General features: G+C 63.5%; 19 protein-coding genes. 11 read left to right on the forward strand and 8 right to left on the reverse strand.

The features are described from left to right. Window positions 1–73: 73 nt before the first annotated feature. The 5 genes from gltX to rpoB all read right to left on the reverse strand — a co-directional run bounded on the left by gltX (window position 74) and on the right by rpoB (window position 12,096). The gene (gltX, locus tag AC16XC_RS09290; protein ID WP_484034371.1) at window positions 74–1,405 is read right to left on the reverse strand and encodes a glutamate--tRNA ligase; all 1,332 of its coding nucleotides are present in this window, start codon (window positions 1,403–1,405) and stop codon (window positions 74–76) included. A 27-nt stretch (window positions 1,406–1,432) separates the two neighbouring features. Further along, window positions 1,433–1,897 carry a hypothetical protein gene (locus AC16XC_RS09295; RefSeq protein WP_484034372.1) on the reverse strand — a complete coding sequence of 155 codons (465 nt, stop codon included), beginning with the start codon at window positions 1,895–1,897 and terminating at the stop codon, window positions 1,433–1,435. A gap of 1 nt (window position 1,898) precedes the next feature. After that, window positions 1,899–3,554 carry an NAD+ synthase gene (locus AC16XC_RS09300; protein ID WP_484034373.1) on the reverse strand — a complete coding sequence of 552 codons (1,656 nt, stop codon included), beginning with the start codon at window positions 3,552–3,554 and terminating at the stop codon, window positions 1,899–1,901. A 90-nt stretch (window positions 3,555–3,644) separates the two neighbouring features. Next, the gene (rpoC, locus tag AC16XC_RS09305) at window positions 3,645–7,868 is read right to left on the reverse strand and encodes a DNA-directed RNA polymerase subunit beta' (protein ID WP_484034374.1); all 4,224 of its coding nucleotides are present in this window, start codon (window positions 7,866–7,868) and stop codon (window positions 3,645–3,647) included. 43 nt (window positions 7,869–7,911) lie between these two features. Next, on the reverse strand, window positions 7,912–12,096 hold the full coding sequence (gene rpoB / locus AC16XC_RS09310) for a DNA-directed RNA polymerase subunit beta (protein WP_484034375.1): 4,185 nt from the start codon (window positions 12,094–12,096) through the stop codon (window positions 7,912–7,914). 350 nt (window positions 12,097–12,446) lie between these two features. On the opposite strand from rpoB, the gene AC16XC_RS09315 reads away from it, so the two are divergent. Next, complete coding sequence (locus tag AC16XC_RS09315) at window positions 12,447–13,532, forward strand: metallophosphoesterase (RefSeq protein ID WP_484034376.1); 1,086 nt, start codon at window positions 12,447–12,449, stop codon at window positions 13,530–13,532. After that, complete coding sequence (locus AC16XC_RS09320; protein WP_484034377.1) at window positions 13,529–14,560, forward strand: hypothetical protein; 1,032 nt, start codon at window positions 13,529–13,531, stop codon at window positions 14,558–14,560. The genes AC16XC_RS09315 and AC16XC_RS09320 overlap by 4 nt, the downstream gene beginning before the upstream one ends. Here AC16XC_RS09320 and AC16XC_RS09325 read toward each other — a convergent pair. Next, complete coding sequence (locus AC16XC_RS09325) at window positions 14,541–15,383, reverse strand: SdiA-regulated domain-containing protein (protein ID WP_484034378.1); 843 nt, start codon at window positions 15,381–15,383, stop codon at window positions 14,541–14,543. The two genes, AC16XC_RS09320 and AC16XC_RS09325, sit on opposite strands and share 20 nt — an antisense overlap. Next, window positions 15,380–16,057, reverse strand: a complete 678-nt coding sequence (locus tag AC16XC_RS09330) for a DUF4956 domain-containing protein (protein ID WP_484034379.1) — start codon at window positions 16,055–16,057, stop codon at window positions 15,380–15,382. Before AC16XC_RS09330 ends, AC16XC_RS09325 begins: the two co-directional genes overlap by 4 nt. A 160-nt stretch (window positions 16,058–16,217) precedes the next feature. On the opposite strand from AC16XC_RS09330, the gene AC16XC_RS09335 reads away from it, so the two are divergent. The 5 genes from AC16XC_RS09335 (at window position 16,218) to rplL (ending at window position 18,367) form a co-directional block, all read left to right on the forward strand. Further along, window positions 16,218–16,340, forward strand: a complete 123-nt coding sequence (locus AC16XC_RS09335; protein ID WP_484034380.1) for a hypothetical protein — start codon at window positions 16,218–16,220, stop codon at window positions 16,338–16,340. Between the two features lie 21 nt (window positions 16,341–16,361). Then, window positions 16,362–16,880 (forward strand): DUF2975 domain-containing protein, encoded by a 519-nt coding sequence (locus AC16XC_RS09340; protein ID WP_484034381.1) that lies wholly within the window; start codon window positions 16,362–16,364, stop codon window positions 16,878–16,880. After that, a complete protein-coding gene (locus AC16XC_RS09345) occupies window positions 16,880–17,092 on the forward strand; it encodes a helix-turn-helix domain-containing protein (RefSeq protein WP_484034382.1) in 213 nt (70 codons plus the stop codon). Before AC16XC_RS09340 ends, AC16XC_RS09345 begins: the two co-directional genes overlap by 1 nt. Before the next feature lie 294 nt (window positions 17,093–17,386). After that, window positions 17,387–17,902, forward strand: a complete 516-nt coding sequence (gene rplJ / locus AC16XC_RS09350; protein ID WP_484034383.1) for a 50S ribosomal protein L10 — start codon at window positions 17,387–17,389, stop codon at window positions 17,900–17,902. 81 nt (window positions 17,903–17,983) lie between these two features. Continuing rightward, on the forward strand, window positions 17,984–18,367 hold the full coding sequence (gene rplL / locus AC16XC_RS09355) for a 50S ribosomal protein L7/L12 (protein WP_484034384.1): 384 nt from the start codon (window positions 17,984–17,986) through the stop codon (window positions 18,365–18,367). A 143-nt stretch (window positions 18,368–18,510) separates the two neighbouring features. On the opposite strand, the gene AC16XC_RS09360 is transcribed toward rplL, so the two are convergent. After that, the gene (locus tag AC16XC_RS09360; protein WP_484034385.1) at window positions 18,511–19,041 is read right to left on the reverse strand and encodes a c-type cytochrome; all 531 of its coding nucleotides are present in this window, start codon (window positions 19,039–19,041) and stop codon (window positions 18,511–18,513) included. A gap of 195 nt (window positions 19,042–19,236) precedes the next feature. Between AC16XC_RS09360 and AC16XC_RS09365 the strand changes: the two genes are divergently transcribed. The 4 genes from AC16XC_RS09365 (at window position 19,237) to AC16XC_RS09380 (ending at window position 23,634) form a co-directional block, all read left to right on the forward strand. Next, a complete protein-coding gene (locus AC16XC_RS09365; protein WP_484034386.1) occupies window positions 19,237–20,649 on the forward strand; it encodes an MATE family efflux transporter in 1,413 nt (470 codons plus the stop codon). A gap of 97 nt (window positions 20,650–20,746) precedes the next feature. After that, entirely contained in the window at window positions 20,747–21,034 is a 288-nt protein-coding gene (gene groES / locus AC16XC_RS09370) for a co-chaperone GroES (RefSeq protein ID WP_484034399.1), read from the forward strand. A gap of 56 nt (window positions 21,035–21,090) precedes the next feature. Continuing rightward, entirely contained in the window at window positions 21,091–22,728 is a 1,638-nt protein-coding gene (gene groL, locus AC16XC_RS09375; protein ID WP_484034387.1) for a chaperonin GroEL, read from the forward strand. A gap of 111 nt (window positions 22,729–22,839) precedes the next feature. Then, complete coding sequence (locus AC16XC_RS09380; RefSeq protein ID WP_484034388.1) at window positions 22,840–23,634, forward strand: class I SAM-dependent methyltransferase; 795 nt, start codon at window positions 22,840–22,842, stop codon at window positions 23,632–23,634. The last annotated feature ends 96 nt before the right edge of the window (window positions 23,635–23,730 follow it).

Raw genomic sequence — 23,730 nt, forward strand, 5'->3', positions numbered from 1 at the left:
GCATCCCAAGCCTTTGGTCAGAAATGGTTTTTCATGCCGGACAGCGAGGGTGACAGCTGTCACTTGTGTCACCCTAACAGCCCGCCGCACGCTCCAGCCTTGCCCGCGCTTCGGCCTCGCCGATCAGCGGCAGCAGCGCCTGCATGTCGGGGCCGGACTCGCGGCCGGTGAGCGCCAGGCGCAGCGGATGGAACAGCGCCCGGCCCTTGCGCCCGGTGGCCGATTTGAGCGCGTCGGTGAGCGCGTGCCACGGATCCTCGCCCCAGACGAGCGCCGCTGCCGCCTGCGCGACATAAGCTCGGTCTTCAACCGAAAGCTCGGGCGCGGCAATCGGTCCGGTCACCACCTGCCACCAGTCCGCCGCTTCGGCGACAGTCAGGAGGTTCGGACGGATGGCGAGCCAGCCTGCCTCGCCCATGCCAGCGGGCAGGCGATGCCGCACTTCGGCATAATCCAGCTGGTGGACGATCGCGCTGTTGACCCGCGCCAGTTCGGCATCGTCGAACCGCGCCGGGGCGCGCCCGAAAGTGGAAAGGTCGAAGCTTGCGATCAGCGCAGCACGATCGGCAATCGGCTCGACCGGGAGCGCAGTGCCGAGTCGCGCCAGCATCGCCACCAGCGCTGCGGGTTCGATCCCCTGCGCGCGAAACGCATCGCAGCCGAGCGAGCCGAGCCGCTTCGACAGCTTCCCCTCGCGGCCGACCAGCAGCGCCTCATGCGCGAAGTGCGGGGGTGCAGCATCGAGTGCGGTAAACATCTGGATTTGCAGCGCAGTGTTAGAAACATGGTCCTCGCCGCGCAGGACGTAGCTCACGCCCATGGCGATGTCGTCCACCGTCGAGGGCAGCATGTAGAGCCACGAGCCGTCGGCCCGGCGGATCACCGGATCGCTGAGCTGCGCCGGGTCGAAATGCTGCTTCCCGCGAATGCCGTCTTCCCATTCGAGCGGTTCGGAATGATCGAGCCTGAAGCGGAAATGCGGGGCGATCCCCTGCGCGGCATAATCCGCATGCTGCGCTTCGGAGAGGCCCAGGGCCGCGCGGTCGTAGATCGGCGGCAGGCCGCGCCCCAGCAGCACCTTGCGCTTGAGCTCGAGTTCCTGCTGGGTCTCGTAGCAGCGGTAGATCCGCCCTTCGCCGAGCAGCCGCTCGAACGCTGCCTCGTAGAGATCGAAGCGGGCCGACTGGCGCTCTTCGCCATCCGGCTCGAGCCCGAGCCAGGCGAGGTCCGCGCGGATCGCCGCGACGAACTCTTCCTTGCTGCGCTCGCCATCGGTATCGTCAATCCTGAGCAGGAACCGCCCGCCATGCTTCCTCGCCAGCAGCCAGTTGTGCAGGGCCGTGCGGATATTGCCGACATGCAGGCGCCCGGTGGGCGAAGGGGCAAAGCGGGTGGTGACATTCATGGCCAGCGCCCTAGCGGAGCTTGCGCCCTATTGCGAGAACAGCAGCACCGACCGACCGTGGCCGCTGATCTCAATTCCGTTCGACGGGGTGATCGCAACCGTATCCGCCGCATCGAGCGCGGCGAACAGTTCTGCGACCCGCGGCGGCAGGCCGATTTCGCAGATCGCCGCATCGGGTGTCGGATCGGTAAGGGTGATGCGCGATCCCGCGATGCGATAGGCGCGGACATAGCCAGCGCATTCCGGGGCGAACCACAGGCGCCCGGCATCCGCCGAAAGCCCGAGGCCATAAGGCTCGTTGAAATCCGCGCCGTCGATCCCCGCCACCCGCCATTCACCGGCCAGCGTGGTTGGCGCGGGCCGCTGCGGGCTGGCGATCGGTGCAGCCGGGGGAGCGTCGCTGGAAGCGGGCGAAGGCGCCGATGCATCGCCGGTACCACTCCCGCAGGCGGTAACGGCGATTGCGCTCGCGATGGCCAGCCAGTTGCGCATATCATCTGCTCCTGAAGCGATGGGTGATCGGATAGCGCCGGTCGCGCCCGAAATTCTTCATGCCGAGCTTGACCCCCGGCGGAGCCTGGCGGCGCTTGTATTCGGCCAAGTGGAGCAGGTGCTCGATCCGTTCGACCGTCTTGCGATCGAGCCCTTCGGCGGTGAGCTGGTCGACGCTCTTCTCGTGCTCGACCAGGCCCAAGAGGATCCGGTCGAGCACCGGATAGGGCGGGAGCGAATCCTCGTCCTTCTGGTCGGGGCGAAGTTCGGCGCTGGGCGGCTTGTCGATGATGCGTTGCGGGATAACTTCGCCCGCCGGGCCGAGGCCGATCTTGGGCACCGCCGTGTTGCGCCAGCTGGCGATGCCGAACACAGTCATCTTGTAGGCGTCCTTGAGCGGATTGTAGCCGCCCGCCATGTCGCCATAGATCGTTGCATAGCCGACGCTCATCTCGCTCTTGTTGCCGGTCGTCATCAGCATCGGGCCGAACTTGTTCGACAGCGCCATCAGCGTGACGCCGCGGATGCGCGACTGAATGTTCTCTTCGGTGATATCGACGTCGGTATCGGCGAAGTCGCCTGCCAGCATGGCATCGAAGCCTTCCACCGCGGGCTGGATCGGGATCGTCTCGTAACGGCAGCCGAGCGCCTTCGCGCAGGCCTCGGCATCGTCGAGGCTTGCCTGGCTGGTGAAGCGGCTCGGCAGCATCACGCACCACACCCGCTCGGGGCCCAGTGCATCGACCGCGATCGCCGCGCAGGCGGCGCTGTCGATTCCGCCCGACAGGCCCAACACCACGCCGGGGAAACCGTTCTTGTTCACATAGTCGCGCAGGGCGAGGACCATCGCGCACCAGGTTTCCTCGTGGCTGTCGGTCAGCCCTTCGAGCTCGCCGCGGTTGCAGTGCCAGCCGCGCGCGACCCTGGTCCATCTGGTCTCGACCAGCGCCTCTTCCCAATCGGTCATCTGGACCGCGAGGCTGCCGTCGCCGTTGATCACGAAACTGGCGCCGTCGAACACGATTTCGTCCTGTCCGCCGACCCGGTTGAGATAGGCCAGCGGGATCCCGGTATCGACCGCGCGGCGACGGGCGATCTCGTCGATCCGGAGCACTTCCTTGTCGATTTCGTAGGGGCTGCCATTGACGCAGATGAACAGCCCGGCGCCGAAATCGGCGAGGTGGCGGCAGACATCGGGGTGCCAGATATCCTCGCATACGGGCAGGCCGAGCATCGCCCCGCGGAACAGCACCGGCTCGGGCAGCGGCCCGGGAGTGAACAGCCGCATTTCGTCGAACGTGCCGTAATTGGGCAGCTCGTGCTTGAAGCGGGTGGCCGTGACCCGCCCGCCATCGAGCATGGCGACCCCGTTATGCAGCGCCCCGTCGCGCACGAAAACGCTGCCGACGAGCATCGCCGGGCCGCCGTCGCTGGTGGCGAGCGCGAGCCGCTCCATCTCGGCAGCGGCGCGCTCGATCAGCGAAGGCTTGAGCACGAGGTCTTCGGGCGGATAGCCGATCAGCTGCATTTCCGGGAACACGACCAGGTCGGTCTTCCCCGCTTCGGCGCGGATCCTGAGCATCGCCTCGGCATTGCCGGCGATATCGCCGACATTCTGGTTCGTCTGCGCAAGCGTGATCGAAAGTTCGTCGGCCATGCAGTCCGCTTAGTGGCATTCGCGGGCAAGAAAAAGCCCCGCCGAAGCACTGGGCCGCGGCGGGGCTGTCGTTCAGGCCTTGCGCAATCCCTATTCTTCGCCGGAAGTCTCTTCGGCAGGCACGGCTTCCGCCGCGGCAGGTTCTTGCGCCGGGGCATTGGCCGCCTCGAGCGCTTCCTGCATCTTCCTGTATTGCGCCCGCAGGGCGGCGTCGCGCGAGGATGCGGCGACCCGGATGCGGTTCATGCCCGCACCGGTGCCGGCCGGTATCAACCGCCCGACGATCACGTTCTCCTTGAGACCGATCAGCGAGTCCTTCTTGCCCTCGACCGCGGCCTGGGTGAGCACGCGGGTCGTCTCCTGGAACGAGGCCGCCGAAATGAAGCTGCGGGTCTGCAGGCTCGCCTTGGTGATGCCGAGGAGGATCGGCGTGCCCTGGGCCGGCTTCTGCTTCTTTTCAAGCTTGGCGTTGTATTCGTTCATCTCCTCCAGGTCGACCTGTTCGCCCGGCAGCAGCGTGGTGTCGCCGCCATCGGTGATCTCGACCTTCTGCAGCATCTGGCGAACGATCACCTCGATGTGCTTGTCGTTGATCTTCACGCCCTGCAGTCGATAGACTTCCTGGATTTCCGATACGAGGTATTCGGCCAGCGCCTCGACCCCCAGCACTTCGAGGATGTCGTGCGGATCGGGGCTGCCCGAAATCAGGCGGTCGCCCTTCTTGACGAAGTCGCCTTCCTGTACGTCGATCACCCGGCTCTTGGGAATCAGGTATTCGACCGCATCTCCCTCTTCCGGGACAATCGCGATCTTGCGCTTGGCCTTGTATTCGCGAACGAATTCGACCCTGCCGCTGATCTTGGCGATCACCGCATTGTCCTTTGGCTTGCGCGCCTCGAACAGTTCGGCGACGCGCGGCAGGCCGCCGGTGATGTCGCGGGTCTTGGCGGCTTCGCGGGTTGCGCGGGCGAGGATGTCGCCGGCTTCGACCCGCTGTCCGTCTTCGACCGAGAGCGCAGTGCCAGGGGCGAGCATATAGCGCGCTGCCTCGGTCTCCTCGCCCTTCTTCTTGCCCTTTTCCTCGCCCAGCAGGGTGAGGCGCGGACGCATGTCTTCCTTCTTGGACCGACCCGAAGCGCGATACTCGGTAACGACGCGCTGGGCGATGCCGGTTGCTTCGTCGACCCGCTCTTCCATTGTCTTGCCTTCGGCAAGGTCCTGGTAGCGCACGACGCCCGATTGCTCGGTAATGATCGGCAGGGTGAACGGGTCCCATTCGGCAAGGCGATCGCCTTCCTTGACCTTGGCACCTTCCTTGAACATCAGCACGGTGCCGTAGGGCACCTTGTGCAGTTCGCGCTCGCGGCCTTCCTTGTCGATCACGACGATCTCGCCGTTGCGCGCCAGCGAGAGCAACCGCCCGCGCTTGTCCATGATGGTCGGCATATCGCGATATTCGATCTTGCCTTCCGAGATCGCTTCGAGATGCGAGGTCTCGTTGACCTGGGCCGCTCCGCCGATGTGGAAGGTCCGCATGGTCAGCTGGGTGCCCGGTTCGCCGATCGACTGGGCGGCGATCACGCCGACCGCTTCGCCGATATTGACCGGCGTGCCGCGGGCGAGATCGCGCCCGTAGCAGGTCGCGCATACGCCCTGCTCGGCCTCGCAGACCAACGGCGAGCGGATCTTGGCCGACTGGACTTCGGCTTCCTCGATCAGCTTGACCATCGCTTCGTCGACCAGGGTGCCGGCCTTGACCAGGACTTCACCGCTCTTGGCATCGACCAGGTCCTCGGCCGTGGTGCGGCCGAGAATCCGCTCGCCGAGCGAGGCAATCGTCGAACCGCCCTGCACGATCGCACGCATTTCAAGCGCGTTCGAGGTCTTGCAGTCTTCCTCGACGATCACGCAATCCTGCGACACATCGACCAGGCGGCGGGTCAGGTAACCCGAGCTGGCGGTCTTGAGCGCGGTATCGGCAAGGCCCTTGCGGGCGCCGTGGGTCGAGTTGAAATATTCAAGGACGGTCAGGCCTTCCTTGAAGTTCGAGATGATCGGGGTTTCGATGATCTCGCCCGAAGGCTTGGCCATCAGCCCACGCATCCCCGCCAGCTGCTTCATCTGGGTGGGCGAACCGCGCGCACCGGAATGGCTCATCATGTAGATCGAGTTGATCGGGGCCTCGCGTCCGTTGTCGTCCTTCGGCGTCGCCCGGATTTCCTCCATCATCGCTTCGGCGACCTGGTCGCCGCAGCGGCTCCAGGCGTCGATCACCTTGTTGTATTTTTCCTGCTGGGTGATGAAGCCGTCCTGGTATTGCTGCTCGTAATCGGCCACCAGCGACTTGGTCTTCTCGACCAGCTCGGTCTTCGATTCCGGGATGATCATGTCATCCTTGCCGAAGGAGATGCCGGCCTTGCAGGCGTGGCGGAAGCCCAGCGCCATGATCGCATCGGCGAACAGCACCGTATCCTTCTGGCCGGTGTGACGATAGACCTGGTCGATAACGTCGCCGATTTCCTTCTTGGTAAGCAGGCGGTTGACGACGCTGAACGGCACTGTGTGGCTCTTGGGCAGGCATTCGCCGATCAGCATGCGGCCGGGAGTCGTTTCGACCCGCTGCAGATACTCGTTGCCGTCCTCGTCGGTCTGCGGGACGCGGGTGGTGATCTTCGAGTGCAGCGTCACCGCGCCCACTTCGAGCGCCTGGTGGACTTCCTGCATGTCGGTGAGGATCATGCCCTCGCCCGGCTCGCCTTCGCGATCCATCGACAGGTAATAGAGCCCCAGCACCATGTCCTGCGAGGGCACGATGATCGGCTTGCCATTGGCGGGCGAGAGGATGTTGTTGGTCGACATCATCAGCACGCGCGCTTCGAGCTGGGCTTCCAGCGAAAGCGGCACGTGGACCGCCATCTGGTCGCCGTCGAAGTCGGCATTGAAGGCCGAACACACCAGCGGGTGAAGCTGGATCGCCTTGCCTTCGATCAGCACCGGCTCGAACGCCTGGATGCCGAGCCGGTGAAGCGTCGGCGCGCGGTTCAGCAGCACCGGATGTTCGCGGATCACCTCGTCGAGGATATCCCAGACTTCCTTGCGTTCCTTTTCGACCCACTTCTTGGCCTGCTTCAAGGTCATCGAGAGGCCCTTGGCGTCGAGCCGCGCGTAGATGAACGGCTTGAACAGTTCGAGCGCCATCTTCTTGGGCAGGCCGCACTGGTGAAGCTTGAGTTCCGGACCGGTCACGATCACCGAACGGCCCGAATAGTCGACCCGCTTGCCGAGCAGGTTCTGGCGGAAGCGGCCCTGCTTGCCCTTGAGCATGTCGGAAAGCGACTTCAGCGGGCGCTTGTTGGCGCCGGTGATCACGCGGCCGCGGCGGCCATTGTCGAACAATGCGTCGACCGCTTCCTGCAGCATGCGCTTTTCGTTGCGGACGATGATGTCGGGCGCGCGCAATTCCATCAGCCGCTTCAAGCGGTTGTTGCGGTTGATCACCCGGCGATAGAGATCGTTGAGGTCCGAGGTCGCGAAACGGCCGCCGTCAAGCGGCACGAGCGGACGCAGTTCCGGCGGGATCACCGGCACCACTTCAAGGATCATCCATTCGGGCTTGTTGCCGGATTCGATGAAGCTCTCGACAACCTTCAGGCGCTTGATGATCTTTTTCGGCTTGAGCGTGGACTTGGTGGTCGCGAGCTCCTGCATCAGGTCCTCGCGCTCCTGCTCGAGGTCGAGATCCATCAGCATCGTCCTGACGGCCTCGGCGCCGATCCCGGCGGTGAAGCCGTCTTCGCCATATTCGTCCTGCGCCTCGAGCAACTCGTCCTCGGTCAGCAGCTGGTACTTCTCGAGCGGGGTCAGGCCCGGCTCGGTGACGATATAGCTCTCGAAATAGAGCACGCGCTCAAGCTGCTTGAGCTGCATGTCGAGCAGCAGGCCGATGCGGCTGGGCAAGCTCTTGAGGAACCAGATATGCGCGACCGGCGCAGCCAGTTCGATATGGCCCATGCGCTCGCGGCGGACCTTGGTGACGGTCACTTCGACGCCGCACTTCTCGCACACGACGCCCTTGTACTTCATGCGCTTGTACTTGCCGCACAGGCACTCATAGTCCTTCACCGGGCCGAAGATGCGGGCGCAGAACAACCCGTCGCGCTCGGGCTTGAACGTACGGTAGTTGATCGTCTCGGGCTTCTTGATCTCGCCGAACGACCACGAGCGGATGCGCTCCGGCGAGGCGATCCCGATCTGGATCTGGTCGAAGGTTTCCGGCTTGGCCAGCTGGTTGGTGAATTTGGTCAGTTCGTTCATTGTTTCGGTCCCTTGGATAGGGTCAATCTCTCAAGCGGCGGGCTTATTCGGCAGCAATCCGGCCAAACTCGTCGTCCTCGGCTTCCTCGTCGTCGCCGAAGGAGGAGAGTTCGACATTGAGGCCAAGGCTGCGCATTTCCTTCACCAGCACGTTGAAGCTTTCGGGAATGCCGGCCTCGAAAGTGTCGTCGCCCTTGACGATTGCCTCGTAGACCTTGGTCCGCCCGATCACGTCGTCAGACTTCACCGTCAGCATTTCCTGCAGGGTATAGGCCGCGCCATAGGCCTGGAGCGCCCAGACCTCCATTTCGCCGAAGCGCTGGCCGCCGAACTGCGCCTTGCCGCCCAGCGGCTGCTGGGTGACGAGCGAATAGGGGCCGATCGAACGGGCGTGGATCTTGTCGTCGACCAGATGGTGCAGCTTGAGCATGTAGATGTAGCCTACGGTCACCTTGCGGTCGAACGCCTCGCCGGTGCGCCCGTCATAAAGCGTGACCTGGCCCGACGTATCGTAGCCGGCCTTTTCAAGCATTGCCGAAACGTCGGCTTCGCGCGCGCCGTCGAACACAGGAGTGCCCATCGGGACGCCGTTGGTGAGGTTGCCTGCCAGTTCGACGATTTCCTCGGCCGAACGGGCATCGATCTCGGCGTGGTACTGCTCGCCGTAGATATCCTTGAGCCGGTCGGCGACTGCCTTGGGCGGCTTGGCCTTTGCGGGATCGGGATTGGCTTCGCGCCATTCCTCGAGCGCGGTCTGGATCTGTTGGCCGAGGCCGCGCGCGGCAAGGCCGAGATGGGTCTCGAAGATCTGCCCGACATTCATGCGGCTCGGCACGCCGAGCGGGTTGAGCACGATGTCGACCGGGGTGCCGTCCTCGAGGAACGGCATGTCCTCTTCGGGCAGGATGCGGCTGATCACGCCCTTGTTGCCGTGTCGTCCGGCCATCTTGTCGCCGGGTTGCAGCTTGCGCTTCACCGCGACGAACACCTTGACCATCTTGAGCACGCCAGGCGCGAGTTCGTCGCCCCGTTCGAGCTTCTCGCGGCGGTCTTCGAACTTCTCGTTGATCAGCCTGACGGCTTCGTCATACTGCGCCTTGACCGCTTCAAGCTGGCTCTGGACCTTGTCGTTGGCGACCGCGAACTTGAACCATTCGTGGCGGTCGACCGAATCCAGCTCATCCTCGGTCAGCTTGGCGCCCTTCTTGACGCCCTTGGGCGCGGCGGAAGCCGTCTGGCCGACCAGCATGTCCTTCAAGCGGTTGTATGTCGCGCGGTTCAAGATCGCGCGTTCGTCTTCGGCGTCCTTCTTGAGGCGTTCGATCTCCTCGTTCTGGATCGCGCGGGTACGGTCGTCGATCTCGATCCCATGGCGATTGAACACGCGAACCTCGACGATCGTGCCGGACACGCCCGGCGGCAGGCGCAGCGACGTGTCGCGCACATCCGAAGCCTTTTCGCCGAAGATCGCGCGCAGGAGCTTTTCTTCCGGAGTCATCGGGCTTTCGCCCTTGGGCGTAATCTTGCCGACCAGGATATCGCCCGGATGCACTTCCGCGCCGATATAGACGATGCCTGCCTCGTCGAGATTGCGCAGCGCTTCCTCGCCGACATTCGGAATGTCGCGGGTGATGTCTTCCGGCCCGAGCTTGGTGTCGCGGGCCATGACCTCGAATTCCTCGATATGGATCGAGGTGAACACGTCGTCTTTCACGATGCGTTCGGAGATCAGGATCGAGTCCTCGTAATTATAGCCGTTCCAGGGCATGAACGCGACGAGGCTGTTGCGGCCCAGCGCCAGTTCGCCGAGATCGGTCGAAGGTCCGTCGGCAATGATTTCGCCTTCCGCCACCACATCGCCCACCTTCACCAGCGGACGCTGGTTGATGCAGGTATTCTGGTTCGACCGTTGGAACTTCTGCAGCGTGTAGATGTCGACTCCCGACTTGCCGGCTTCGACTTCGCCCGAAGCGCGGATCACGATCCGGGTCGCATCGACCTGGTCGACGATCCCGTCGCGCAAGGCGCCGATCGCGGCGCCCGAATCGCGGGCCACGGTCTCTTCCATCCCGGTGCCGACGAACGGCGCCTCGGCGCGCACCAGCGGCACCGCCTGGCGCTGCATGTTCGAACCCATGAGGGCGCGGTTGGCGTCGTCGTTTTCAAGGAAGGGGATCAACGAGGCCGCCACCGAAACCAGCTGCTTGGGCGAAACGTCCATCAGCGTGATCTGCTCGCGCGGGAGCATCACGAATTCGCCGTTCTCGCGCGCCGATACCAGCTCTTCCTCGAAACTGCCGTCCTTCTTGAGTTCGGCGGAGGCCTGCGCAACCGCGTGCTTCTGTTCCTCCATCGCCGACAGATAGACCACATCCTTGGTCACCTTGCCGTCCTTCACCTGGCGATAGGGGGTTTCGATGAACCCGTATTTGTTGACCCGGCTGAACGAAGCGAGTGAGTTGATCAGGCCGATATTCGGGCCTTCGGGCGTCTCGATCGGGCAGATCCGGCCGTAATGGGTCGGGTGCACGTCGCGCACTTCGAAGCCCGCACGCTCGCGGGTGAGGCCGCCCGGGCCGAGCGCCGAAACGCGCCGCTTGTGAGTGACTTCCGAAAGCGGGTTGGTCTGGTCCATGAATTGCGACAGCTGCGAAGAGCCGAAGAATTCGCGCACCGCGGCAACCGCCGGCTTGGCGTTGATGAGGTCGTTCGGCATCACGGTCGAGACGTCGACCGAGCTCATCCGCTCCTTGACAGCGCGCTCCATCCGCAAAAGGCCGACGCGGTACTGGTTCTCGAGCAGTTCGCCGACCGAACGGACGCGGCGGTTGCCGAGATTGTCGATGTCGTCGACTTCGCCCTTGCCGTCCTTGAGGTTGACCAGTTCCTTGACCACCGCGAGGATGTCTTCCTTGCGCAGCGTGGTGACACTGTCGTCGGCGTCGAGGTTGAGGCGCATGTTGAGCTTGACCCGGCCGACCGCGGAAAGGTCGTAACGCTCGCTGTCGAAAAACAGGCCTTCGAACAGGGCTTCGGCGGTTTCCTTGGTCGGCGGTTCGCCCGGGCGCATCACCTTGTAGATCGCCTCTAGACCCTCGTCGCGATTCTCGGCCTTGTCGACCTGCATCGTGTTGCGGATCCACGGGCCGGTGCTGACGTGGTCGATATCGAGCAATTCGAGCCGGTCGAACCCGGCCTTGTCGAGCGCATCGAGATGCTCCGGCGACACTTCGTCGCCAGCCTCGATGTAGATCCGGCCGGTCTTCTCGTCGATCATGTCGACTGCGGCATAGCGGCCGAAGATTTCCTCGGTCGGGATCAGCAGCTCCTTGAGGCCGTCCTTCTCCGCCTTGTTTGCGGCGCGCGGCGAAATCTTCTGGCCGGCCGGGAACACTTCCTCGCCGGTCTTGGCGTCAACCAGCGCGAAGGCGGGCTTCTGGCCACGCCATTGTTCGGCAACGAACGGGATCTTCCAGCCGTCGCCTTTCTTGCCCGAGACCCGTTCCCAGGCGACCTTGGCATAGAAATAGTCGAGGATCTGTTCGCTATCGAGGCCCAGCGCATACAGCAGCGCGGTTACCGGCAGCTTGCGCTTGCGGTCGATCCGGACGTTGACGATGTCCTTGGCGTCGAATTCGAAATCGAGCCAGGAACCGCGATAGGGGATCACACGGGCGGCGAACAGGAACTTGCCCGAAGAGTGGGTCTTGCCGCGGTCATGGTCGAACAGCACGCCGGGCGAACGGTGCATCTGCGACACGATAACGCGTTCGGTGCCGTTGATGATGAAGGTGCCGTTCTCGGTCATGAGCGGCATGTCGCCCATATAGACGTCCTGTTCCTTGATATCGAGGACCGAGCGGGTTTCCGTCTCGGTATCGACTTCGAACACGATCAGGCGCAGCGTGACTTTCATCGGCGCGGCATAGGTGATCCCGCGCTGGCGGCACTCGGTGGTGTCGTATTTGGGATCCTCGAGCTCGTAATGGACGAAGTCGAGCTCGGCCGAACCGGCGAAATCGCGGATCGGGAAGACCGAACGGAGCGTCTTTTCCAGGCCGGAAACGTAGCCGATCGAAGGGTCGGAACGCAGGAACTGCTCGTAGCTCTCGCGCTGGACTTCGATCAGGTTCGGCATCTGTACCACTTCGTGGATGTCGCCGAAAATCTTGCGGATGCGCTTTTTCGCGCTGCCAGTGGCCGCGCTGGCCGTGGTCTTGGTCGCCATGGAGGAGATCGCCTCTTGATTGTGCCGGTGCCGCTTGTCGCGCCGACGGAAATTCTTGCCACGCGCGGAGTGGCCCATAGCAACGCCGAAAAGCCGCGCGCAAACGGCCCCCGCCGGGGCCGAAGCTGCAGCTTGCGTCGCGACTACGGAAAGCCAGTGCTTCCTTCCTGGGCCAACCCCCGCGCAGGGCCGGCCTTGCTCGAAGCAGACTGACGCCGCGCGATATAGGAATCGCCCGGGCCGATGTCAATTGCCGCCAGCAATCCGGGCTTCCTTCGCTCATCAGGACTCGTTCATCGGCGAAATGCTGTGCTAGGTCTCGTTCGAAACGACGCAAGGGGACAGCGCCTATGAGAATGCTGCTGCGGATATTGCTGGCCTTTCTGGCCGCGGCCGCTCCGGTCGCCTTGCAGGCCGCGGACGAGCCGCAGCGCATCGTCGCGGTGGGCGATCTCCATGGCGACTACGAAGCCTATCTCGAAATCGTCGAAGCGGCGGGGTTGTCGGACAGGCGGGCGCGCTGGACCGGCGGCGAGACGGTGCTGGTCCAGCTCGGCGACATCACCGATCGCGGCCCGGATTCACGCAAGATCATCGAGCACCTGATGAAGCTCGAACGGGAAGCCGCCGATGCCGATGGCCAGGTGATCGTGCTGGTCGGCAATCACGAGGCGATGAATGTCCAGGGCGACTTGCGCTACGTCCATCCGGGCGAATACGCGGCCTTCGAAACCAAGAGTTCGCGGGAATTGCGCGAACGAATCTATGAAGCCAATCGCGATGCGATCCTGGCCTTCTATGCCGAGCAACTCCCCGAAGGCCCGGTTTCGGTCATCAAGGATCTGTGGCTGGAAGCCAACCCGCTCGGCAAGTTCGAACACCGGCTGGCCTGGGCTCCCGATGGCGAATTAGGGAAATGGCTGATCGGGCACCAGGCGATCGCCAAGGTCGGCGATACGCTGTTTGTCCATGGCGGAATCAGCGTCGAGACTGCGGCAAGGCCTTTGGAGACCGTGAACGCGGAGGTGACAGCCGCGCTCGCCAAGGGCGAGAGCTATGAACCCTCGATCCTGACCGACGAGCTTGGTCCGCTGTGGTATCGCGGCAATGTCGTGCGCGAACCGGTGCCTGAACCGGTCGAAGGCACGGCCGCTCCGGCTCCCGCCCCACCAAGGCCGTCGATCGAGGACGAACTGGCGCAAGTGCTCGAGGCCTATGGTGCGTCGAGGCTGGTCGTCGCCCACACGCCCCGGCTCCAGGGCATCGCGGCGAGCCATGGCGGGCGGCTGGTGCGGGTCGATACGGGAATCTCCGCCTCTTACGGCGGCCTGCGGACCTTTCTTGAAATTGTCGACGGCAAGGCCATTGCCCATTACAAGAATGGCGCTGGCGAATGGGTAAGCGAAAACCTTGCCAATCCGGGGGACACCGAATGAAGACTAGATTGTCGTTCCTGGCAGGCTTGGGTTTGGCCCTGGCGGCCCCGGCTGGGGCGCAGGACAAGCAAGCACCGCTTTTTTCCGACACCGCGCCGATCGAAATCGTCATTTCGGGTCCGGTCGACGAAATCGTTCGCAGGGCGGAACGCTCGACCGATCCGCACCCGGCCACGCTGGCGGCGCAGGGCGAAACCCATGCAATCGAGCTGGCGGCAAGGGGCATATCCCGGCGCAAGCGTGAAACCTGCCGCTTCCCCCCGCTCAGCATCCGCTTTATCGAGAAGCCCGCGAACGAATCCTTCTTCGACATGCAGCGGCGATTGAAGCTCGTCACCCATTGCAACAACGGCGATCGCTTCCAGCAGAATGTGTTGAAGGAATATGCCGCCTACCGGCTCTATAACGTCCTGACGCCCGAAAGCCTGCGGGTCAGGCTCGCACGGTTGCGCTATATGGACGACGGCAAGGAAGTCGCCTCGAGCTGGGGCTTCCTGATCGAGGATATCGACGATGCGGCAGACCGCATGGGCGGCAAGGAACTGGAAGTTCCCAGCGTCCCGATCAGCTCTTTCAATGTCGAAGACGCATCGAGGGTCGCGCTGTTCCAGTACATGATCGGAAATCTCGACTGGGCGATCACCGACGGCCCGGGGGAAGAAGATTGCTGCCACAATTCGAAGCTGATCGGGGCTGACGAAACCGCCCGCAGCAATCTCACTCCCGTCCCCTACGATTTCGACTATTCGGGCCTGGTCGATGCGCCCTACGCGCTGCCGCCCGAATCGCTGCCGGTGCGAAGGGTAACCCAGCGCCTGTTCCGCGGGTTCTGCCGCTACAATTCCGGGATCCCAGCGGCCGTCGAGCTGTTCAAGTCATCGCGCCCCGCAATGGAAGCAGAGATCGCCAGCATTCCCGGTCTCGAAGATCGTACGAGGAACGACATGCTAAAATTCCTGGGCGGCTTCTTCGAAGATATCGCGACGCCGCAAGCCGTCGAAAAGAACCTTACGTCGGATTGCGACTAGCGGGATCCGGGACCATCTCATAGACGGTCAGGCGTCCCTCTCGCGTCTCCGAACCTTCGTCTGCCAGCACCAGCCGTCCGTCGGGCATCAGCGCGATGCCTTCGACATTGGGATGGCGTGAACTGTCGAGCCGCCGCGTTTCGACGGGCGCGCCCTCGGCGTCGAGCACCACCAGCATCCGGTTGCGGGCGGAGACGACATACATCTGCCGGGTCCGGGGGTCCCACTCGATGCTCGACGGGCGGAAATCGACCTGCTCGGCTTCGCCCAGCAGGCCTGCCAGCGGCAGCGAGAGGAACGGTTCGGGTTCGGCCCGGTAGCTGCCGATTTGCCAGCGATGGATTTCGAGCCGCGCCTCGTCATCGTCGTTGCGGAAGCGCTTGCACAGCAACAGCAGCTCACCGGGCGCGGGCGACAGAGATAGTCCCTCGACCTCGCAGCGCGGCCCGATCCCGCTGTCGTAAACATAGAAAGTGACCCGCTCGCCGTGCACGCCCGGCTCGGCCAGGTAGATCAGTCCATCGCTGGTAACCAGGTAGACATGCCCCGCGGCCGCGGCGATTCCTTCGAAATCGCCTTCCAGGGTGGGCTCGCCAAAAGCGAAAGCTCGCAGCACCTTGCCGTCTCGCAAGCGAATTTCGTAGACGATCGCGAATTCGTCGTCATGGGTGAAGACGCTGTCCGGCCCGGCTACGGCCAGGCCAGACACTTCCGTCAATTCGGTCGGCAGGTTGAAGACCGTCTCGCCGCTGTCATCCGCCTTGCTGCAAGCCGCGAGCAACAGGCATGCGATGCCTCCCGCGCCAATCCGGCCCAGGCTCATCCGGCCTTGTCCTCCGTCCGCTCTCCCGCACCGGGCTTGTCGGCTTCCACCGCGCCGTCCCCGTGGCTGTTGCGCAGATAGCGCCGCGCGCCTTCGATCCAGCCGTAATCGAGCGCCCACAGGGCAAGGAAGACATAGTTGAAGATCACGCTCATCACCAACGCGACTTCGAGCGCGCCGACACCGGAACTCAGGCCGATCCCGATCGCCAGCAACACGAACAGCGCATCGCCCGAGCTCTTGAGCGAATTGCGGAACCGCACCGCGCCCACAATCCCGGCGAGCGAAAAGGCCAGCGCCAACGAATTGTGCACCACAATCACGATGCTGGTGACCAGGATCGGCAGCACGACCATCGTCTCGACCAGCGACTGGTCGTAATTCTCCTGGTCGCGGCAGGCCATGTAGGTCCAGGTCGCCGGCAAGATGGTGAGGAGCGATCCCGACACGGTAACGAAAAGATAGAGGATGCTCTCCTCGAGCGTGCCTACCCGGCTCGCGCCGATCGCGATCGATTCGAACGGATCCTCCGCGCTTCCCGAGAGCAGCCCCTCCGCGCCGCCGATCGGCAGGTAATCCTCGAAACCCGGGACCAGCATCGTGAGCGCCAGCACCGCTCCGGTGATGAATAGGTAAAAGAGAGTGAGTTGCAGAAAGAGCCGGCCGACGCGCATCGCATTCCCCCGAGATTTGCGCGCCCACCTTAAGCCGGTCGTAGCCAACCGCAACTTTCTTCGCACTCCGCGCCTCATATCGTTTTTCGATATTATCGATTGACAATATGAGCAAATCGCCTTATCGATTATCGATATGAACCATATCGGAGATCGACAAATGAACCGGATTGCCAACCATGTATTCGCAACAATCATCGTGCTGATGCTGACGATCGGCTCGTTCAACGCGCTCATCTCCATCCCGGCCGGTGATTCAAATTCACCTGTCGAGCTGGCTTGAGCCGGAGCAGGAGACAGGACCATGCCGAAGACCTTCAAGGATCCCCTACTCACCGCCGCTACGGTGGCGACCGTGCTTGCGCGGATCGCGCTCGCCATCGGCATGATCGGCCTGGCCGCTGCACTCGCCGCCGCGGTGTTCCGCCCAGACTTGCTCGCGACGCCCCCGCTCATCGGCATCGGTTCGGGCAAGCAGGATGACATTCCCGTCGCCGCACTGGTGATCGTCGCGTTGACAATCGCCGCGTTCGCGTTGCTTTACGATTTCGCCGCGCGCCTGGCCAGGATCATCGCCACGGTGCGACACGGCGATCCGCTCACGCTCGCCAATGCCGCACGGCTCAGCCGCATGGCCTGGCTGGCGATGAGCGTACAGGGGATCAACATCGCGCAGACACTAATGTCAATGTACCTCCCGAACACCGGGATGGACACGCACATGTCCCTCACCGGTCTCGCGGTCGGGCTTGTCCTGTTCATCCTCGCCCGCGTTTTCCGCCACGGGGCCACGATGCGCGAAGAGCTGGAAGGGACTGTGTAATGCCGATCACCGTCAAGCTCGACGACCTGCTCCACGAGCGGCGGATGACGCTGACCGAGCTGGCCGAGCGGGTCGACATCACGCTTGCCAACCTTTCGATCCTCAAGACCGGCAAGGCCAAAGCGATCCGCTTTTCCACGCTCGAAGCGATCTGCCGCGAACTCGATTGCCAGCCGGGAGACCTGTTGGGCTACGAGAACAACGAGGATTAGCGCTTTTGCTTGACTTCGCGGGCTCCGAAGCTAAAGGCGCGCATCGACCGTTCGCGGTCATCCGTCCGAGACAGTTGGTGCCCCTGAATTTGTCCGGGGCTTAATTTCCAGCCTAGACGGGAATGAGATTTCGGGCGGCGCGCTGCGTCTCCCCTTTGGCGTTTCGGCGCCCTCCTTCCCTCTCAACGGACTCGCCCGTGTCGTTCTGCGGCATGGATCCCTGCTTCCGCAGGGACAAGCAAAACGTAGCCGGCTGTCCAGGCTTGCTGGACAGTCATTGTGAAGGAGTAAGGCATGGATCGTTCGCAAAAAGCCGACGCGGTCGCATCGCTGAACGCAGTTTTCAACGAGGTTGGCGTGGTCGTCGTGACCCGCAATCTCGGCCTGTCGGTGGCCCAGTCCACCGAACTGAGGACGAAGATGCGCGAAGCCGGTGGGACCTACAAGGTCGCGAAGAACCGTCTTGCCAAGCTTGCCCTCAAGGACACTCCCTATGAAGGGCTGGAAGAGTTTCTTTCCGGCCCGACTGCCCTGGCTTCATCGGTTGACCCGGTGGCTGCGGCCAAGGCGGCGGTGGACTTTGCCAAATCGAACGACCGGCTTGAAATCGTCGGCGGATCGATGGGCGGACAGCTGCTCGACGAAGCCGGGATCAAGGCGCTCGCCTCGATGCCCTCGCTCGACGAGTTGCGCGGCAAGATCGTGGGCCTGTTGAACGCCCCGGCGACCAAGGTCGCCCAGGTTATCAATGCCCCGGCAGCAAAGCTCGCCCGCGTCTTCGGTGCCTATGGCGCCAAGGAAGCGGCGTAAGGCAAGCGGCGCAAGCGGTTTTTCCAAGCGAAATCCGGGGGGATCGTCCTCCCGCCAGTCATCAAATTGGAGTAAGTGAACATGGCCGATATTGCCAAGATCGTTAAAGACCTTTCCGAGCTGACCGTTCTCGAGGCGGCCGAACTCGCCAAGGCGCTCGAAGAAGAATGGGGCGTTTCCGCAGCTGCTGCCGTGGCTGTTGCAGGCGTTCCGGCCGCCGGTGGCGACGCCGGTGGCGCCGCTGCCGAGGAAAAGGACGAATTCGACGTCATCCTCACCGGCGATGGCGGCAAGAAGATCCAGGTCATCAAGGAAGTCCGTGCCATCACGGGTCTCGGCCTGGGCGAAGCCAAGGCCCTCGTCGAAGGCGCGCCCAAGCCGATCAAGGAAGGCGTGAACAAGGCGGAAGCCGAGGAAATCAAGAAGAAGATCGAGGAAGCCGGCGGGACCGTCGAACTCAAGTGACCTGAAGCGGGCTTCAGCCCGCGAAGGTCATCCCGAACTTGTTTCAGGATCTCGATCGGCCGGGCCGAACGGTCCGGCGCAGAAACAGGAAAGGGCGGTGCCTCGCGGCGCCGCCCTTTTCCGTGTGCAGTCCGGCGGAGGCTTCAGAGCGACTTGAGGTAGGCGATCACTTCCTTGCGCTTGGCCTCGTCCTTCAGACCGGCAAACGCCATCTTGGTGCCGGGGACGACCCCGCGCGGGTTGAGGAGATAGGCGTCGAGATTGGCCTCATTCCAGACGAGGCCCGATTCCTTCATCGCGCTGCTGAATTCGAAGCCTGCGATATCGCCCGCCCTGGTCCCGAAAATCCCGGCAAGGCTCGGGCCGATTCCGTGTTCGCCCGGCTCGACCGAATGGCAGACCTTGCACTGGTTGTAGGAAGCGGGCGGTTCTGCCGCTGCAACCGCCGGCGCCACCGACGAAGCGGCCGCCGGAGCAGCGGCCCCTCCGGCCTCGGCGGCTTCGCCGGTCTCGCTCGACGCTTCCTCTTCCCTATCCTGGTCGCCGGACGGCTCCGCGACATCATCAATCGCGGCCGCTTCATCCCTCGCCGCTGGCTCGTCTTCCGTTCCGCCACCGCAGGCACCCAGCAGCAGTGCCGAACCGATAACACCGGTTAGCCCGAAACGTCTCATCGCAATCACTCTCCTGCAATATCCGGTTGCGCCCCAAGCACAGGACAATGGCCGCGCCAAGTCAAATCTTGGCTGGTGCGTTTGCGCGGCGCAAACAGATGCGTGGCAAGCTTGCCTCAGCCCGGTCGCGAAATATCGATTGGTCACAAATGCTACTTTCTTGGCCAGGGCTGCGAGCCTAACCGGGCCGGCTTCATGTCTTATACCGCTCCCTCGCCCACCCTTCGCGCCGAGCTCGGCGCCACGCTGCGGCTCGCCTTGCCGCTGGCGGGAGCGAACCTCATCCAGATGGCGATCCATGCGGTCGACGTGATCTTCATCGCCCGGCTCGGCGAGACCGAGCTGGCCGCCGCGACACTTGGCGTCTCGGCATTTGGCCTGCTGGTGTGGAGCTCGACCGGGCTGATCGCGCTCGCTCCCATCGCCGCCGCCGAACTCGGTCGTCGCAGACACGCCGTGCGCGAAGTGCGGCGTACGACCCGCATGGCGCTGTGGCTTTCGGCGATGGTCGCGCTGGTGCTCACCGCGCTGCTGCAATTCGGCGAAAGCCTGATGCTCGCGACCGGCCAGTCGCCGAAACTCGCCGCTCATTCGGGAGAATTCCTGGGGATCCTGTCCTTCGCGATCCTGCCGATGCTGGTCTCGATCACCCTCAGGCAATTCATCTCGACACTTGACCGTGCATCCTATGCCACCTGGATCAATATCCTCGCACTGGCCGTCAACACGCTCGGGAACTGGCTTCTGGTCTATGGCAATTGGGGTTTCCCGGCACTTGGCATTGTCGGTTCGGCGACCTCGAGCATCGTCACATCGTGGGCGATGGTGCTTGCCTATGTGATCGTCATCAGGCTCGACCGGCGCCTGCGTCGTTACCGTATCTTTGGCAATTGGTGGCGCTCCGAATGGCCGCGCTTCTTCGAAATGATCCGGATCGGCGGGCCAATCGCAGCGACAATCCTCGCCGAGGCGGGACTGTTCGCCGGCGCGGCCTTCCTGATGGGCCGGATCGGCGAGGCCGAACTGGCCGGACATGCTGTCGCGCTGCAGGTTGCCGCGCTCGCCTTCCAGGTTCCGTTCGGCGTCGCGCAAGCCGCGACGATCCGCGTCGGCCTGTCCTACGGTGCGGGCAATCCCGCCGGCATCGCGCGCGCGGGCACGGCGAGCCTGCTGTTCGGGATCGGCTTCATGGCAATGACCGCCGGCGCAATGCTGGCAATGCCGCGCACGATCCTGTCGATCTATGTCGATGTCGATGCGCCTGCCAATGCGGCAATGATGGGGCACGCCGTGCAGTACCTGTTCGTCGCGGCGCTGTTCCAGCTGTTCGACGGTGCGCAGGCCGTGGGCGCGGGTGCGCTTAGGGGCCTGCAGGATACCCGCATCCCGATGGTCTATGCGCTGTTCGGCTATTGGATCCCCGGGCTGGGCACGAGCGTGTGGCTGGGCTTCTTCACGCCGCTTGGCGGACTTGGCGTGTGGATCGGGCTGCTGGTCGGCCTCGTGGTCGTCGCCGCCTTGATGCTTTGGCGCTGGTCGAACCGCGAGCGGCTGGGCCTCCATCTCGCCTCGGCGGCGCTCGAAAAGAATCTGCCACAGACTGCTTGACCAAACCTGGAAGCGCCACCATATGCGCGCCGCTGGCACTCTCGGTGCGAGAGTGCCAATGGGCATAACCAATTGAGATATGGAAGAGGTCATCACCATGGCATTCCGTCCGCTACACGACCGCGTGCTGGTCCGTCGCATCGAAGCTGAAGAAAAGACGGCCGGCGGCATCATCATTCCCGACAGCGCCAAGGAAAAGCCGAGCGAAGGCGAGATCGTCGCCGTCGGCAACGGCACCAAGGACGATTCCGGCAAGGTTTCTCCGCTCGACGTCAAACCCGGCGACCGCGTGCTGTTCGGCAAGTGGTCCGGCACCGAGGTCAAGATCGACGGCGAAGACCTGATCATCATGAAGGAAAGCGACATCATGGGCGTGATCTCCTGATCGCGAGCACCTGACGCTTCACCACCAGAACGAATTTTCGAAGAGGAACACAGACAATGGCTGCCAAGGACGTGAAATTCTCGCGCGATGCGCGCGAACGCATCCTCAAGGGCGTCGATACGCTCGCCAACGCCGTGAAGGTCACGCTCGGCCCCAAGGGCCGCAACGTCGTGATCGACAAGAGCTTCGGCGCTCCCCGCATCACCAAGGACGGCGTCACCGTCGCCAAGGAAATCGAACTCAAGGACAAGTTCGAGAACATGGGTGCGCAGATGCTGCGCGAAGTCGCCTCCAAGACCAACGATGTCGCCGGCGACGGCACCACCACTGCCACCGTGCTGGCCCAGGCGATCGTCCGCGAGGGCATGAAGTCGGTCGCCGCCGGCATGAACCCGATGGACCTCAAGCGCGGCATCGATACCGCCGTCACCAAGGTGGTCGAGAACCTCAAGGGGCGCTCGAAGGACGTCACCGGTTCGGAGGAAATCGCCCAGGTCGGCATCATCTCCGCCAATGGCGATCGCGAAGTCGGCGAGAAGATCGCCGAAGCGATGGAAAAGGTCGGCAAGGAAGGCGTGATCACGGTCGAGGAAGCCAAGGGCCTCGAATTCGAACTCGACGTGGTTGAAGGCATGCAGTTCGACCGCGGCTATCTCTCGCCCTATTTCGTCACCAATCCCGAGAAGATGACGGTCGAGCTCGACAACCCCTATATCCTGATCCACGAGAAGAAGCTCTCGAACCTGCAGTCGATGCTGCCGATTCTCGAAGCCGTGGTCCAGAGCGGGCGTCCGCTGCTGATCATCGCCGAGGACATCGAAGGCGAAGCGCTCGCCACCCTGGTGGTCAACAAGCTGCGCGGCGGCCTCAAGGTCGCGGCGGTCAAGGCTCCGGGCTTCGGCGATCGCCGCAAGGCGATGCTGCAGGACATCTCGATCCTGACCAAGGGCGAGATGATCAGCGAAGACCTCGGCATCAAGCTCGAAAACGTCACTGTGAGCATGCTCGGCCAGGCCAAGAAGGTCACCATCGACAAGGACAACACGACGATCGTCGACGGTGCCGGTGACGGCGCCGACATCAAGGCCCGGGTCGAACAGATCCGCGCCCAGATCGAAACCACCACCAGCGACTACGACCGCGAGAAGCTCCAGGAGCGGCTCGCCAAGCTCGCTGGCGGCGTGGCGGTGATCAAGGTTGGCGGCGCTTCCGAGGTCGAGGTCAAGGAGCGCAAGGATCGCGTCGACGACGCACTCCATGCGACCCGGGCCGCGGTCGAGGAAGGCATTGTCCCGGGCGGCGGTACGGCGCTGCTCTATGCTACCGCAGCGCTTGAGGGCCTGGCCGGCGAGAACGACGACCAGACTCGCGGGATCGATATCGTCCGCAAGGCGCTCTATGCGCCAGTCCGCCAGATCGCCGAAAACGCCGGCTTCGACGGTGCGGTCGTGTCGGGCAAGCTGCTCGACCAGAAGGACGAGAATTTCGGCTTCAACGCTGCCACCGACGTCTATGAAAACCTGGTCAAGGCCGGCGTGATCGATCCGACCAAGGTCGTGCGCGCTGCGTTACAGGATGCGGCCTCGGTTGCCGGTCTCCTGATCACCACCGAAGCGGCCGTTGCCGAGCTGCCGGAAGACAAGCCGGCCCCGGCCATGCCCGATATGGGCGGAATGGGCGGAATGGGCTTCTGACCCTCCGCAGGTAATGAAAAGGGCAAGGGCCGGGGGAGCAATCTCCCGGCCCTTCTCGTTTGGACCGAGACGATTCTCTGCTAGAACTGGCTGCGGAGAGGAGTTTCACCCATGCGCAATTTGATCCTCGCGGTGCTTGCCGCAACCGCCCTTTCGGCCTGCACCAGCGAACCGGCCGAACCCGAAGCGGCGGCTCCCGCCTATTTGGCAGCGGACTATTCGGCCGCGATTGCCGATATCGCCCGGCCGGAAGCCGACCGCGCGCGCGATGCCGAACGCAAGCCCGGCGAGCTCCTCGCCTTCGCCGAAATCGATCGCGGCGAGGCGGTCGGCGATTACATCATGGGCGGCGGTTATGTGACGCGGCTGCTGGCCATTGCGGTGGGCAATAATGGCAAGGTCTATGCCTTCCAGCCCGACGAGTTCATCGCCTTCCGCCCGGACTATGCGAAGGAACAGGACGAGGCCGTGGCGCCCTATGCCAATGAGGACGGCAGCCCGGGACATGTCGTACCCCTGCGCGGTCCGGTCGCGGCGCCGCCGTTCCCCGAACCGCTCGACACGATCATCACGGTGATGAATCTGCACGACCTTTTCATTCCGCAAATGCCCGAGGGCACATCGGAAAAGGCGATTGCGTCCCTTTACGATGCGCTCAAGCCGGGCGGCACGCTGGTCGTCGTCGATCACAGCGCGGTTGATGGCACCGGCACCGAGAGCACCGATGCCACCCACAGGATAGACAGGCAGACGGCGATCGACGCCCTGGCCGCCGCCGGATTCGTGCTGGACGGGGAAAGCGACCTCTATGCCAGGCCCGACGATCCCCGCACTGCCAACGTCTTCGACGAGGCAATTCGCGGTAAGACCGACCAGTTCACCTTGCGATTCAAGAAGCCGGAATAGGCGACCGAAATCCCGTTTTCGGGCGATTCCGAGCCATCATTTGGGCCATTGGCACTCGTTTCGACCCCTGCAGGGACTCGCTTCGTCGACACGGCG

It is taken from the genome of Candidatus Andeanibacterium sp. (genome assembly GCF_057143545.1).

What these genes read in the sequence shown, in the direction of transcription:
- gltX (WP_484034371.1), bottom strand. Translation starts at nt 1,405, where the DNA reads ATGAATGTCACCACCCGCTTTGCCCCTTCGCCCACCGGGCGCCTGCAT.
- AC16XC_RS09295 (WP_484034372.1), bottom strand. Translation starts at nt 1,897, where the DNA reads ATGCGCAACTGGCTGGCCATCGCGAGCGCAATCGCCGTTACCGCCTGC.
- AC16XC_RS09300 (WP_484034373.1), bottom strand. Translation starts at nt 3,554, where the DNA reads ATGGCCGACGAACTTTCGATCACGCTTGCGCAGACGAACCAGAATGTC.
- rpoC (WP_484034374.1), bottom strand. Translation starts at nt 7,868, where the DNA reads ATGAACGAACTGACCAAATTCACCAACCAGCTGGCCAAGCCGGAAACC.
- rpoB (WP_484034375.1), bottom strand. Translation starts at nt 12,096, where the DNA reads ATGGCGACCAAGACCACGGCCAGCGCGGCCACTGGCAGCGCGAAAAAG.
- AC16XC_RS09315 (WP_484034376.1), top strand. Translation starts at nt 12,447, where the DNA reads ATGAGAATGCTGCTGCGGATATTGCTGGCCTTTCTGGCCGCGGCCGCT.
- AC16XC_RS09320 (WP_484034377.1), top strand. Translation starts at nt 13,529, where the DNA reads ATGAAGACTAGATTGTCGTTCCTGGCAGGCTTGGGTTTGGCCCTGGCG.
- AC16XC_RS09325 (WP_484034378.1), bottom strand. Translation starts at nt 15,383, where the DNA reads ATGAGCCTGGGCCGGATTGGCGCGGGAGGCATCGCATGCCTGTTGCTC.
- AC16XC_RS09330 (WP_484034379.1), bottom strand. Translation starts at nt 16,057, where the DNA reads ATGCGCGTCGGCCGGCTCTTTCTGCAACTCACTCTCTTTTACCTATTC.
- AC16XC_RS09335 (WP_484034380.1), top strand. Translation starts at nt 16,218, where the DNA reads ATGAACCGGATTGCCAACCATGTATTCGCAACAATCATCGTGCTGATG.
- AC16XC_RS09340 (WP_484034381.1), top strand. Translation starts at nt 16,362, where the DNA reads ATGCCGAAGACCTTCAAGGATCCCCTACTCACCGCCGCTACGGTGGCG.
- AC16XC_RS09345 (WP_484034382.1), top strand. Translation starts at nt 16,880, where the DNA reads ATGCCGATCACCGTCAAGCTCGACGACCTGCTCCACGAGCGGCGGATG.
- rplJ (WP_484034383.1), top strand. Translation starts at nt 17,387, where the DNA reads ATGGATCGTTCGCAAAAAGCCGACGCGGTCGCATCGCTGAACGCAGTT.
- rplL (WP_484034384.1), top strand. Translation starts at nt 17,984, where the DNA reads ATGGCCGATATTGCCAAGATCGTTAAAGACCTTTCCGAGCTGACCGTT.
- AC16XC_RS09360 (WP_484034385.1), bottom strand. Translation starts at nt 19,041, where the DNA reads ATGAGACGTTTCGGGCTAACCGGTGTTATCGGTTCGGCACTGCTGCTG.
- AC16XC_RS09365 (WP_484034386.1), top strand. Translation starts at nt 19,237, where the DNA reads ATGTCTTATACCGCTCCCTCGCCCACCCTTCGCGCCGAGCTCGGCGCC.
- groES (WP_484034399.1), top strand. Translation starts at nt 20,747, where the DNA reads ATGGCATTCCGTCCGCTACACGACCGCGTGCTGGTCCGTCGCATCGAA.
- groL (WP_484034387.1), top strand. Translation starts at nt 21,091, where the DNA reads ATGGCTGCCAAGGACGTGAAATTCTCGCGCGATGCGCGCGAACGCATC.
- AC16XC_RS09380 (WP_484034388.1), top strand. Translation starts at nt 22,840, where the DNA reads ATGCGCAATTTGATCCTCGCGGTGCTTGCCGCAACCGCCCTTTCGGCC.